The 12,635-nt window shown below is 58.2% G+C and carries 10 protein-coding genes; 7 read left to right on the top strand and 3 right to left on the bottom strand.

Going from position 1 to position 12,635, the window contains the following annotated elements:
* The first annotated feature begins 120 nt into the window (after nucleotides 1-120).
* On the top strand, nucleotides 121-753 hold the full coding sequence (locus tag BN871_RS13970) for an MATE family efflux transporter (protein WP_053086982.1): 633 nt from the start codon (nucleotides 121-123) through the stop codon (nucleotides 751-753).
* An 80-nt stretch (nucleotides 754-833) separates the two neighbouring features.
* Nucleotides 834-1,322, top strand: coding sequence for a hypothetical protein (locus BN871_RS13965; protein WP_048746709.1), 489 nt, complete (start codon nucleotides 834-836; stop codon nucleotides 1,320-1,322).
* 572 nt (nucleotides 1,323-1,894) lie between these two features.
* Here BN871_RS13965 and BN871_RS13960 read toward each other — a convergent pair.
* The 3 genes from BN871_RS13960 to BN871_RS13950 form a co-directional block, all read right to left on the bottom strand.
* Nucleotides 1,895-3,391, bottom strand: a complete 1,497-nt coding sequence (locus BN871_RS13960; protein WP_048746707.1) for an ABC transporter substrate-binding protein — start codon at nucleotides 3,389-3,391, stop codon at nucleotides 1,895-1,897.
* An 878-nt stretch (nucleotides 3,392-4,269) separates the two neighbouring features.
* Complete coding sequence (locus BN871_RS13955) at nucleotides 4,270-5,232, bottom strand: carbohydrate ABC transporter permease (protein WP_232313054.1); 963 nt, start codon at nucleotides 5,230-5,232, stop codon at nucleotides 4,270-4,272.
* Complete coding sequence (locus BN871_RS13950; RefSeq protein WP_048746705.1) at nucleotides 5,232-6,173, bottom strand: sugar ABC transporter permease; 942 nt, start codon at nucleotides 6,171-6,173, stop codon at nucleotides 5,232-5,234. The genes BN871_RS13955 and BN871_RS13950 overlap by 1 nt, the downstream gene beginning before the upstream one ends.
* 216 nt (nucleotides 6,174-6,389) lie before the next feature.
* On the opposite strand from BN871_RS13950, the gene BN871_RS13945 reads away from it, so the two are divergent.
* The 5 genes from BN871_RS13945 to BN871_RS13925 all read left to right on the top strand — a co-directional run bounded on the left by BN871_RS13945 (nucleotide 6,390) and on the right by BN871_RS13925 (nucleotide 12,170).
* Complete coding sequence (locus BN871_RS13945) at nucleotides 6,390-8,315, top strand: sensor histidine kinase (RefSeq protein ID WP_021877539.1); 1,926 nt, start codon at nucleotides 6,390-6,392, stop codon at nucleotides 8,313-8,315.
* A complete protein-coding gene (locus BN871_RS13940) occupies nucleotides 8,290-9,927 on the top strand; it encodes a response regulator (protein WP_048746704.1) in 1,638 nt (545 codons plus the stop codon). Before BN871_RS13945 ends, BN871_RS13940 begins: the two co-directional genes overlap by 26 nt.
* Nucleotides 9,928-10,403: 476 nt before the next feature.
* The gene (locus tag BN871_RS13935) at nucleotides 10,404-10,955 is read left to right on the top strand and encodes a GNAT family N-acetyltransferase (RefSeq protein ID WP_374725883.1); all 552 of its coding nucleotides are present in this window, start codon (nucleotides 10,404-10,406) and stop codon (nucleotides 10,953-10,955) included.
* Nucleotides 10,956-11,043: 88 nt separating this feature from the next.
* Complete coding sequence (gene csaA / locus BN871_RS13930; protein ID WP_048746702.1) at nucleotides 11,044-11,376, top strand: chaperone CsaA; 333 nt, start codon at nucleotides 11,044-11,046, stop codon at nucleotides 11,374-11,376.
* 152 nt (nucleotides 11,377-11,528) lie between these two features.
* The gene (locus BN871_RS13925) at nucleotides 11,529-12,170 is read left to right on the top strand and encodes an HAD family phosphatase (protein WP_048746700.1); all 642 of its coding nucleotides are present in this window, start codon (nucleotides 11,529-11,531) and stop codon (nucleotides 12,168-12,170) included.
* The last annotated feature ends 465 nt before the right edge of the window (nucleotides 12,171-12,635 follow it).

Here is a 12,635-nt window from a genome sequence, read left to right as displayed (position 1 = left end):
TCCACATACTTTTTGGTTTCTTCCGCATCAATATGTTCATTTAAATAGCTGCGTTCTCCCCATTTCCGGCTTAGCCTGCCGGGCGCGGCGGCGGCCCTTGGAGCAGGCGGATGGGCGGGGATGTTCCGGGCCAACGCCGATCTGTTCATCCGAACCTTGTGCCTGCTCGGAATGATCAACGGCTTCACGGCGGCGAGCGCATCTCTAGGCACGACATTTCTGGCCGCGAACGCCATCCTGCTTCAGATCCATTATTTCATGGCCTATCTCTATGACGGAATCGGGAACGCCGGGAGCCTGTATGCCGGCCAAGCCAAAGGGTCCGGCAATGCCGCGCTGCTGCGCCGCACGATTCGGCTCACCTGGTTCTGGACAGCTGCGGCGGCGCTGCTGATGACGCTGCTCTACCAGACGTTCAAGGAGGCGCTGATTCCTCTCTTCGCCAGCAGCCCCGAGGTAATCCGCAGCGCGCTCGCCTATAGCGGCTGGCTGACGCTGTTTCCCGCCGCAGCGGGAGCGGGAATTACCTTCTACGGCGTCTTTACCGGCTTGACGGAGACGGGTCCGATCCGAAACTCCATGCTGCTCTCCTTGGCCGCATTTGCAGCCGGCGCCCTTCTCTTCTTGCCTGCCTGGGGAAATGACGGCTTATGGGCGGCCTTCACCGTCTTCGCCGCCGCGCGTTCGGTCTTTCTGCTCCTGTATCTGCCCGGACTGCAAAAGCGTCCTGCAGCAGAAGCCTCTCGTTTTTGAGAAAGCTTGGCCGATCGTCTTTTTCCCCTCCCCAATCGTCAATGCTGACAGGGAATATAAGGGAGAAAGAAGAGAACGCCATGAAGAGATTCACTCTGGGCTTCCTGAGGCTCAACCTGGCCAGCGCGCTTTATGCGCTGCCGTTCACGATCTATTTCGAGCTTGGCGCCAACTACTATCGGATCGAACGGCTCACCGGCTGGAGCCGGTCGCAGATGAGTCTTATCACAGAAGGCTTTCCTGCGGCCCTCTGGCTTGCCGTGACCGTGCTCGCTTATGTCTGGACGAGGAGGAAATTCGGGAAAAAGCGCAGCCGCTATATATCCGCGCTTTTGTGGCTTCCCTATTCGGCGTTGTTTTTCTATGTGTTCGCCTCTTTCTTCCCGATTGCGGATCCGGGAGACAAGCCCAACCCCGCCATCGGGCTGATGCTTCTGGGGGCGATGTTCGCATACCCCGTCTATGTGCTGATCGTTAACGCTCTGGTTCTCGTGGACTGGCGGGTTCAGAGCGGGGAGACGGAGGAGTTCAAGGACGGCAGGACTGAGAGTGGAGGACGGCAGGACTGAGAGTCAATGACAGTAGGAATGAGAGTCAAGAATGGCAGGACTGAGAGTCAATGACAGCAGGAATGAGAGTCAAGAATGGCAGGAATGAGAGTCAATGACAGTAGGAATGAGAGTCAAGGACGGTAAGACTGAGGACCAAGAACAGGAATTGAGGAGTTAAGGATTTGAGGGATTCATACAAAAAAAAGACAGCCTCTAGCATCTTCGGGAGCTGTCTTTTTCCGGTTTCCCGGAGGCTCGCAAAAAATAAAAAGTTGGCTTCCCGACTTGGGCAGGCTGCTGTGCCCCCAACCTTGCTAAGCTTGCTGCTGCTCAGCCTTTTCTCTTAAATCTCGGGTTGCTGCTGCTCAGCCTGCTCCTCGGACCCGGCCTCGACGGCCGCTCGAATTCTCTAGTAACTCCCCTATAACCTCTGCCGCGAATATTGGGAAGACAAAAAACAGGCGTCCCCGAGCCAGCTTGGCTTCAGGACGCCTGTTTATTTATTACGCAAGGTTATTTGGACGCTTTCCTGGCATTCACGAGATGGCTGCCTTTGAGCTTCGTGGCGCCTCTTCGAATATAAAGGGGACTTACTTGGACGCTTTCCAGGCGTCGATCTGCTTCTGGACCTCGGCCATCACTTTATCGAGGCCGTTGTCTTTCAGCTTCTGGTTGATCTGGGCGATATTCTTCTCCGGATCAAGCGTCCCCGAGAACAGGCCGTTGTAGACGGCTTCCTTCGTGTTCTTCAAGTTCGCAAGCTCGGTCGTGATGCTGCTCGTATCGAGCTGGAAGCCGAGCAGCGGAGCGTTCGTCGCGGACTCGTTGAATTCCTTGAACTTTTCCCATTTGTCGGCCGGATCGGTCGGATTCAGGTACGTCAGCATCATGTTGCCGACGGAGAACGCCGGGAAGCCGTAGCCGCTGTCCGGAATCGTCTCCTTCACCTTTTCGCCCGTTTTCTTGTAGTGCTTGCCTTCGATGCCGAAGTCGACGAGGTTGATCAGATTCGCATCCGTATACAGCAGGTTCAGGAACTCCATCGCTTTCTCGGGATGCTTGGACTTGGCATTGATGGCCTGCAGGGAACCTGCTACCGACCAGTTGAACGTAATCGGGTCCTGCATCGGCTTCGAAACGACTTCGTAGCCGGCGTCGGCGGACCACAGGTTGTCGGCGTATGGCTGGGCGTCGGCGACGTCCACGAGCCATTTGCCCGTCTTGAAGTAATCGCCTGCATCCTTCTGCGTCGCTACGTCGCGCGGCAGGTAGCCGGCTTCATAGTATTTGTGCATCGTTTTGAGATAGCTCATCGCTTCCGGCGTATCCCAGACGTTGATCAGCTTGTAATCCGTCGTTTTCAGCGGCACGCCGATGAACGGCAGATCGTTGACGGGAAGGTCGAAAGGCAGGAACTCCGCGATTTTGGCCGGAATCGGAGCGATGCCCGGTTCTTTTTCCTTGAACGTTTTGAGCAGCGGCTCCAGGTCGTCGATCGTGCGCACGCTGCTGATGTCCAGTCCCAGCTTGTCGACATACGTCTTGTTGAAGCGGAATACGCGCTGCTGCGGCAGTTCCTTGTTCGTCGGCACGCCGTAGTTGTGGCCGTTCACCTTGGTGCCTTCGAGGAAGGCCGGGTTCAGCGCCTGCTTGATGCCTGCGCCCTGCTTATCGAGCAGGCCGTCCAGCTCGTAGAAGGCGCCTTTTTTGGCGTTGGCGAAATAATCGTTGGCCCATGAGCTGGTGAAAGCGATGTCATAATTTTCGCCGGAATTGATCGTAATCTGCATCTTTTGGGAATAATCGCCCCAGTCCAGCATCTTCATCTCGACGGTGGCGTTGATCTTGTCTTTGATATACTTGTTGATTTCATCGTTGACGGCGGCCAGATCCTTCGGCGGCGTGCCGATTGTGTACCAGACCAGATTGACCGGCTTCTCGTCCGCCTTCGGCGTTCCGGCGTTGGCCGCCGCTCCGGTATTGCCCGCTGCGGCATTGCCGCCGCTATTATTGCTATTGCCGCCGGAGCAGCCGGCTACAGCTCCCGCCAGCAGGAGCAGGGCCATGATTCCCATCCGTTTCTTCATGTTCTCATCCCCCGTAAGTATAAGATTATCTATTCAGGGACACCCGGTACAGAGGGCGGCCGCAAATATTCGTTGAATCGGCTGCTTTCCGAGATCTCGGGCGCTTCTCCACCCTTGGCGCCGAATCTATCGGACATACGTTCCGCTATTTCGAAGTTTTGGAGCGATTTTCGGAATTATCGGACATACGTTCCGCTATTTCCTTCTTCCAGCACCTAAATCGCCCTTTTCCGGGCAAATAACGGCAAATAACGGATCTCATGTCCGATAAAAGTCCATTTCCGTGCGAATCGGCCAAATAGCGGATCGTATGTCCGATAGCGGCCGGGAACAGGCTCGGCGAAGGCCCCTTGTGTTCCGGTCGGCAGAGTGCAAGTGTCGGAGGAGTGCCATAAGCTTCGGCTTCCTATTGCCGGAGCGTGGCTGCGCGACGACGGCTGCGGCACGAATCCGTAAAGCCGGAGCGGGCTGCGCGGCGACGGCTGCGGCATGAATCCATAAAGCCGGAGCGTGGCTGCGCGGCAACGGCTGCGGCACGAATCCATAAAGCCGGAGCGGGCTGCGCGGCGACGGCCGATGCCTATTGGGCTGAAGCGGATGCCCGGAGCAGGCGAGATGGCCGTGGAGAAGCGTCAGCGTTCGCCTTTGAAGGCCGGATTTCCACCTTGAACCTCATCTAATCGAGGAAATCCGGACTTCAACAGCGATCGGAACGGCCATCCGCCTGCGGAGCGGCATCACTCCGACCAGCCCTGGCGCGGAGCGGCAGCACGTTGTCATCAGCCCTGGCGCGGAGCGGCATCACTCCGTCTTCAGCCCCGGCGCGAGCGGCATCAAACGCTCTTCAGCCTTTGATCCGAGCAGCCTGAAGCAGCCGCTCAGTCCTTCACAGCCCCGATCGTCAGCCCCTGGATGAAATACCGCTGGAAGAACGGATACGCCAGCACGATCGGGCCGGTGGCCAGCACGACCATCGCCATCCGCGACGTCTCCTGCGGCAGCGAGCGGATCATCTCCTTGCTCTGGCCGCTGCTCAGCAGCGACGAGTTCTGGATGATGAACTGCATACTGTTCTGGATCCGCATCAGCAGCGCCTGCAGCGGAACGAGCTGGTTGGAGTCGATGTAGAGCAGCGCGTTGAACCAGTCGTTCCAGTAGCCCAGCGTGCTGAACAGGGCGATCGTGGCGAGTCCGGGCAGCGAGATCGGCAGCACGAGGCTGAACAGCGCGCGGAACTCCCCCGCTCCGTCGATTTTGCCGGACTCGATGATCGGATCGGGCACCATCGTCTGGAAAAACGTGCGCAGCACGAGAATGTTGAAGGCGTTCATCGCCATCGGCAGGATGAGCGCCCACAGCGTATCCTTGAGGTGCAGGAACTGCGTCACGACGATGTACGTCGGCACGAGGCCGCCGCTGAACAGCATCGTGAAGAAGGCCAGAAACGAGAAGAAACCGCGGTACTTGAAGCTTTTTCGGGATAATGCGTACGCATACAGAGTCGTCATCACGACCGTAAGCAGCGTTCCCAGCACCGTGATGGTAATCGTGACGAGATAGGATTGCAGCAGCTGGTCGCCCGTTTGGAAAATATAGCGGTAAGCGCTAAGGCTCAAGGCATCCGGAATGATCCGGTAGCCGACCTCGAGCAGCGACTGCTCCCTCGTCAGGGAAATGATGACGACGAAAAGGAACGGGAACACGCAGGCCAGAGCGAAGCCCCCGGATACGAGATGGAAAATGGTGTTCCAGAACGGCGAGAGGCGGTGGAAGTCGCGGCTGCGGCGGCTCGTTCCGGCCGGCACAGCGGCGGCGCCTGCGGTTTTCGGGATCATGCTCATCAGAACAACGCCTGCTCTTCATTGATTTTTTTGACGATCTTGTTCGTGGTCAGCACGAGGATCAGGCCGACGACGGACTGATAAAGGCCGGCTGCGGTGCTCATGCCGAAGTCTCCCAGCACCTTGAGCGAGCGGTAGACATACGTATCGATGACGTTGGTGACCGGGAAGAGCGCTCCGGAATCTCGCGGAATCTGGAAGAACAAGCCGAAGTCCGCCCGGAAAATGCCGCCGACCGCCAGGATCGTGAGGATGATCATCATCGGCCGGATGAGCGGCAGCGTAATGCGCAAGGTCTGCTGCCATTTGCTCGCTCCATCGATCATCGCCGCCTCGTAATAGGTTTTGTCGATGCCTGCGATGGCCGCCAGATAGATGACGCTGGAGTAGCCGACTCCCTTCCACAGGTTCATGAACACGAGGATGTACGGCCAATACTTGGGATCGGAATACCAGTCGATCGGCTGGACGCCGAGCGTGCCGAGCAGCTGGTTGACGACGCCCTTGTCCACGCTCAGGAAGCTGAACGTGAAGTAGCTGACGATGACCCAAGAAAGGAAATAAGGCATGAACATCGCCGTCTGGTACAGCTTGGCGAGCCGCTTCTGCGTCAGCTGGAAGAGCAGCAGCGCCATCGCGACCGAGCAGACGAGACCGAGGACGATGAACACGAGATTGTAGAGAACCGTGTTTCTCGTAATGATATAAGCGTCATGGGCTTTGAACAGGAATTCGAAGTTTTTGAATCCGACCCATTCCGAGCGGAAGATCGCTCCGAAAAATCCGCCGCCAAGATCGACGCGGAACTCCTTGAAAGCGAAGATCGCCCCCGGCATCGGCAGATAGCAGAACAGGATGAACCAGGCGGCTCCCGGCAGCACCATCAGGAGGAACGCGCCGTTCCGCCGTAGATCCCGGAATGCGGTTGCAAGCCTATTCATGTGTTGTCCCCCTTCCGAAGTTTGCCTCGGTATTACCGGCCCTTCAACTGTAGCACGGCGAATTTGCGCCCAAGTAGAGACGATACTTTAGCTTTGATGTACAGATTAAAGGTAATCCCGCCAAGCCGCTTCCCGGCGCCTCCGATTCCATTGCCCGCCTATCCCCTTCATGCTATGGTAAGGCTGGCTGCATACTGACGCTGGAGGGAACCGGACTTGGCCAAACTGACCGAAATCTACCATATCTATTTCCGTTCCAAGCTGTTCAACGGCATCATCCTCGTTTTTTCCCTCGTCACGATCGTCACCTTCTGCTCGCTGGGAGCGCTTGTGTACAGCTATTCGCGGGACTCCGTGCTGGGCAAGGAGCGCGGGCTGCAGGCCGAGACGGCGGGCAGCGTCAGCCGCTACCTGGACCAGCGGCTCGACCAGGCGCAGGACATCATGCTGACTCTCTATCAGAACCAGCCGGTGCTGAGCGATCTGCTCTACTGCCTCCGCTACGACTTTCCTTCTTATATCCAGAACCGGCTGAACCAATATATCGCCTCCGGCGGCTCGGAGGACCGGAACATCGAGACGTATGTCCGGGCCCAGATGAAGAAGAAGGACGACATCCGCCAGATCGCCTTGTACAGCCGCAGCCAGCGCTTCTTCTTCGTGTTCAACAGCAGCAACACGCAGGGAATCAGCTGGATCAGCCGCGACGGAGACGACGTTCAGCGTGCGATCGACGCCATGCGCGGCAGCCGGACGGCAAGCTCCCGAACGGCCGGGCTGAACTCGATCCTCGGTCTTGGCAGCGGCGATTATACCTTCACTTTCGATATCAACGATCCGGATACGCTGCAAAATGAAGGCGCCCTGCTCGTCACTTACAGCGCCGAGGGCATTCGAAACCTGCTGCGCAGCGATCCCGGCACCGCGATGGGCTCCCAGCTCGTCCTCTATCCGAACGGGCAGGTGCTGTTCGACTCCTCCGGCAAGTGGCATGGCAGCTATCCGCACATGCAGCCGCTGCTCGCTTCCCAAGGGTACGCCAAGCTCGACCGGGCTTCCTATACGTCCGCCCTTTGGACGCCGCGAAGCAATCTGTTCGTCGGCGCGATCGTGCCGGCCGCCGAGATGGAGCGGCAGTACAAGGGGCTCAAGCTCAAGCTGTTCACGCTGACCGCTCTGGGCATCCTCATCATGATCGGTCTCGCTTACGGCGCCGTCTACCGGCACGCGCGCAGAACAAGGATACTCATCCGGGCGATGAAGCAGGCCAAGCAGGGCAATCTCTCGATTCGGGTGCCGGTGGGGAGCCAGGACGAGCTCGGCGAGATTTCCTCGACCTTCAACGGCATGCTGGAGGAGCTGCGCGCCTATATCGATCAGGTCTATGTGTCGGATGCCAGGCAAAAGCAGGCCGAGCTGATGGCGCTGCAGGCGCAGATCAACCCGCATTTTCTCTACAACACGCTGGAGGCGATCCGGATGCGCGCCATGATCCAGGGAGCCGACGACGTCGGCGAAATGACGTTCGTGCTCGCCTCCCTCTTCCGTTATTCCGTGCGGCCCGAGACGATTGTCAGGCTGGAGGACGAGATGGCTTACTGCCGCCAATACCTGGAGCTGCATCGCATTCGTCATCGTGACAAGCTCCACTATTCCATCAAGATCGAGGATGGCCTCCGCGAAGCTCCGCTGCTGAAGCTCTGCCTGCAGCCGCTGGCGGAGAACGCCGTCGTGCACGGGTTCAACCCGAAGTCGCCGGATAACCGGATCGACATCTCCGCCCGGAAGGAAGAGGCGAACGGCGAGTCCTGCCTGATCATCGAGGTGGAGGATAACGGCAAAGGCATGGAGATCGACCGTCTGCTCGCCATCCAGAAGCAGCTCGCGGGACGCTCGCATGGCGGAGCCGTGGACTCGTCTCCCGCCGACGGGGCGTCCATAGCGCCGCCGCCAGCAGTAAGCGGTCCGGCTGCCGGGTCTTCCATCGGTCTGCGCAACGTGAACGAGCGCATCCGGCTTCAATTCGGCGACGGCTACGGCCTCAGCCTGGCCAGCCAAAAGGGCAAAGGCACGCGGATCACGCTCCGCCTGCCCCTCTATGCAAAGGAGGAAGATCATGTACAACGTCTGGATCGTAGATGACGAGCCGTTCATCCTGGAAGGCCTCGCCCGCCTCGTCGACTGGACTTCCCTGCAGCTGAGGCTGGCCGGCGAATCCGAGGACGGCCTTCTGGCGCTGCAGGACATGGAAGCTTCCGAGGCGGCAGTCGATATTCTGATCACGGATATCTCCATGCCGGAGATGAACGGGATTGAGCTCATCCGCGCCTGCCGCAGCCGGAATCCGGCTCTGAAATGCATCATTTTGAGCGGGTACAGCGAATTCGACTACGTAAGGGAAGGCATGCGCCTGGGCATCGAAAACTATCTGCTCAAGCCGATCGACATGGCGGAGCTGGCCGAAACGCTGCGCGCCACGGTGGAGAAGCTGAACCGCGCCCGGATCGAAACGCTCACCGGCGAGCAGGTGGAGCTTGTCCGCGACAACATCATGTACCGCTGGATGAACGGCCGCATCAGCGCCGAGCAATGGGAGGCGCGGGCGGAATTCCTGGGACTCAAGCTGGACAGCCCGTGCGTTCTTGCTGCCGTTGCAGCATGGGACGCTGCAGGAGAGGCCTGTGACGCTGCGGCTGGAGATGCCTCGGCAGCATCCTCCTCAAGCAGACCTGCCGGCGGCTCGATGCCCGAAGCCTGTTCCCCGGAGAATATCCGCTCCGCCGCCTCGGCCTGGCTGGGGCAGACCGGCAGGCCACATCTGCTGTTCCTCGACGACAACGACCGCCTTGTCATCCTGCTCGGACTTCCGGACGCAGAGGCCGGAACGCTGAGGCAGGCCCATTCTATGCTGCTGGCGCTTAGGCGGGAGCTGGGGTCGCCCATCCGCCGTCCTCTGCGCATCGGAGCGGGTACGGCGGAGATAGGCTTCGGCCAAGCCCCGCTTTCTTACCGCAAGGCGCAGACCGCTCTGGAGTACGCTCTCCTTCATCCGGAGAAGATGCTTCTCGCTTATGAGGAGGTTGCAGCCGTTTCCGAGGATCCGTCTTGCGGTCCGGCACGCCCCTCCATTCAGATCGAAACGTACGGCAGGCTGCTGCTAGCGCTGGACGAGGAGGCTTTGCTGGAGAAAATCAGCCGAGACCTGGATGAATTGGCCGGCAGCTCCCATGTCCGGCCCGAGGATGTCCGGCTGGGTGCAGCGGAGATGGTGCTGGAATTGAAGCGGCAGGCAGGGGATGCGCTTCAGCAGGGGGATCTTCCTCCCTTTCAGGGAGCCGCCGCCGATCTGTACCGCTGCAATTCCCTCGCGGAGCTCAAGGAGCAGGTGCGGCGAATCGCCCGGACCGCCTTGCAGGCGCTTGGCGCCAGGCAGGAGCAAAGCCCGGTCGTGCGCCAGATTCTGGCTGAAATCCAGACTTCTTACATGCACGACTATTCGCTCAAAACGCTCGGCGCCGCCTACCATGTCAATCCGGTCTATCTCGGCCAGCTCATCCACAAAGAGACCGGCCACAGCTTCTCCGACTGCCTGCACCGGGTGCGGATCGACAAGGCGATGGAGCTGCTTCGCGGCACGGGGATGAAAACCCATGACATCGCCAAAGCGGTCGGTTACTGGGATACGGCGCATTTCTACAAGCATTTCAAAAAGCTCGTCGGCGTTCCTCCGTCCCAATTTCGCAGGCTGGTGTAGGACTTCCGCCGCTTGGGGCCGAAAATCATATGGACTGGATGCTGCATGCGGGCGGAGCTCGAAGCAAAAGAGTGCCGAATGCAAGAAAGCACGGGGCTCACTCGAAATCTAAGCGGGATGCTTAAGCGGAATGCAGTCAATGCAGGGCGCAGTCAATGCGGAGTGCAGTCAATGCGGAGTGCAGTCAAATCCGGAGTGCAGTCAAATCCGGAGTGCAGTCAATGCGGAGTGCAGTCAATGCGGAGTGCAATTAATGTTTGGTGCGATCAATGCGGGGTGCACTCAATGCGGAATGCAATTAATGTTTGGTGCGATCCTATGCGGGGTGCAGTCAATGCGCGATGCAATTTAAAGGGTTGCAACTCTAGCCGAGTGTGTCCCGTCTAGGAAGGAACGGCCGCTTGCAGCGGCCGCGGCAGGCAGGTCCAACCGGATGCCGGTTCCAATTACATGCATATAAAACGGGGGATGGCGGTTTGGTCATGCATTCAGAGGTCATTTTGCGAAAAATCGAAGACAGGGATCTATTCCGCATCTGGGAGCTTGCTTACAAGGACGAGGATCCGGAATGGAAAAAATGGGATGCCCCTTATTATGAGCATAATCCGGTTCCCTACGAAGAATTCCTGAGCGACAAGGACGCTTTCGCGCAGAACCGGTGGGTCATCGAAACGGCCGGATCGGTCATCGGCACAGCCGGCTTTTACTGGGAGCATGAGCCTTCCTTGTGGTCGGAAATGGGCATTGTCATCTATGAACCGCAATACTGGAGCGGAGGCTACGGCACCGAGGCCATCCGCCTGCTCATGAGGGAAATGTTCTCTTCGATGCCGCTAGTGCGTGTCGGTTATACGACCTGGTCCGGCAACAAGCGGATGATCCGTGTCGGCGAAAAGCTCGGCATGACGATGGAGGCACGGCTGCGCAAATGCCGGTACTGGAACGGCGAGTATTACGACTCCATTCGGATGGGCATCCTGCGGGAAGAGTGGGAAGCCATGGAAGCCGCGGCGGCAGCGCGGACTTGAAAGGCCGCCAGGAGCCGTCGATTCCCACAGCCGACGCTTCCCGGCGGAAAGTTGTTGGCATTCAATCGATTGTAAGGAGGCCGAAGGAATGGAAGCTGGTTTGGAGGACTTTTTAAAATTGGACATCCGCATCGGCACGATCCGGACGGCCGAACCTTTTCCCGAGGCGCGCAAGCCGGCGATCAAGCTGACCATTGATTTCGGGGAGCTCGGCCTCAAGCAGTCCTCGGCGCAGATCACAAAGCGTTATGCTCCAGAGGAGCTGATCGGGCGGCAAGTCACCGCTGTCGTGAACTTCCCGCCGCGGCGCATCGCCGGCTTCCGGTCCGAGGTGCTCGTGCTGGGCGGCTGTCCGGAGGAAGGCGACGTCGTGCTGCTTCGTCCCGACAGCGATGTGCCTTGCGGCACTCCGGTCGCTTAGCGGGCGCCAAGGCCCGTTATATGGAAGCTATGAAGCCTATCAGAGAGACCTCACCAAGCAATGCCAAAATGAGAATCAGAGAAGCCGCCTAACGGCGGAAGACAGGCCTGATTTCCAGCATCAAATATATCCCTATCCGGAGGCGAAGCCGCATGATAAAAGCATTTTTGTTCGACATGGACGGGGTCATCATCGACAGCGAGCCGCTTCACTTCGACGTGGACATCAGAGTGATGGCCTATCTTGGCGCGGAGATTACGCAGACCGAGCTCGAGCCTTATGTGGGCATGACCAATCCCGCCATGTGGAAGGCAATCAAGGAACAGTACGGCTTCCCCCATTCGACCGAGGAGATCATCGACTACCAGCTCAAGGACAAGCTTCAGGAGCTGGACAAGCTGGATATAGAGCCCATCGAAGGCATCCGGGAGCTGCTGGATGAGCTCAGATCCCATGGAGTCGCAATCGGCCTGGCCTCTTCCTCCCCGCGCGTCTTCATCGAAGCGGTGCTGGGAAAATTCGGCCTGGCCGATTATTTCGGCTGCATCGTCAGCGGCGAGGAAGTCCCGCAGGGCAAGCCGGCTCCCGACGTCTACCTGGAAGCGGCGTCCGTGCTAGGCATCCAGCCTGCCGACTGCGTCGTGCTGGAAGACTCGCGCAACGGCGTGAGGGCCGCCAAGGCTGCCGGCATGCGGGCGATCGGCTTCATCAACCCCAACTCCGGCAATCAGGATCTGTCGGAGGCGGATTTCACGGTCGAGCGGATCGGCGATATCAAGCTCGCGGAGCTTTAAAGGAAGATGTTCCGGACATTGGTTCCGCTATTTTGGCCAAAAGGGCAGAAATACAGATTTATCGGACATTGGTTCCGCTATTTCAGTCAGAATGACCTGAAAAAAGATTTATCGGACATTGGTTCCGCTTTTCCCGATTTAACCCTGATTGCAGGTCGAACGCGCGAATAATGGATCATATGTCCGATAATTCGAAAAAAACTGTTCTAGCGGCCATTTAACGATTCGGATGGACCTACGTCAAGAAAGTAGACAATCGGTAACGGACACCTTTAGGAAATCTGCTTAAAAGTAGTGTCCACTTTTTATTCCAGCTGCAAAGTTACCTTAAACTCAAGGAATAAGACGGAAAATTCGTCTTATTCGTTCCTATTTACCCTAAACTCAAGAAATAGGACGGAAAAATTCGCTCACTCATGTGAACACTTCCATCTACGGTTATTAGTAGTTGTCCGTTATCGGATG

The organism is Paenibacillus sp. P22 (assembly GCF_000469945.2).
Lineage (GTDB): Bacteria > Bacillota > Bacilli > Paenibacillales > Paenibacillaceae > Paenibacillus_O > Paenibacillus_O humicus.
The sequence above is the reverse complement of the archived record's forward strand: the minus strand, read 5'-3'. Positions and strand labels throughout refer to the sequence as shown.

What these genes read in the sequence shown, in the direction of transcription:
- BN871_RS13925 (WP_048746700.1), top strand. Translation starts at nt 11,529, where the DNA reads ATGATAAAAGCATTTTTGTTCGACATGGACGGGGTCATCATCGACAGC.
- BN871_RS13960 (WP_048746707.1), bottom strand. Translation starts at nt 3,391, where the DNA reads ATGAAGAAACGGATGGGAATCATGGCCCTGCTCCTGCTGGCGGGAGCT.
- BN871_RS13965 (WP_048746709.1), top strand. Translation starts at nt 834, where the DNA reads ATGAAGAGATTCACTCTGGGCTTCCTGAGGCTCAACCTGGCCAGCGCG.
- BN871_RS13955 (WP_232313054.1), bottom strand. Translation starts at nt 5,232, where the DNA reads ATGAGCATGATCCCGAAAACCGCAGGCGCCGCCGCTGTGCCGGCCGGA.
- csaA (WP_048746702.1), top strand. Translation starts at nt 11,044, where the DNA reads ATGGAAGCTGGTTTGGAGGACTTTTTAAAATTGGACATCCGCATCGGC.
- BN871_RS13940 (WP_048746704.1), top strand. Translation starts at nt 8,290, where the DNA reads ATGTACAACGTCTGGATCGTAGATGACGAGCCGTTCATCCTGGAAGGC.
- BN871_RS13970 (WP_053086982.1), top strand. Translation starts at nt 121, where the DNA reads ATGTTCCGGGCCAACGCCGATCTGTTCATCCGAACCTTGTGCCTGCTC.
- BN871_RS13950 (WP_048746705.1), bottom strand. Translation starts at nt 6,173, where the DNA reads ATGAATAGGCTTGCAACCGCATTCCGGGATCTACGGCGGAACGGCGCG.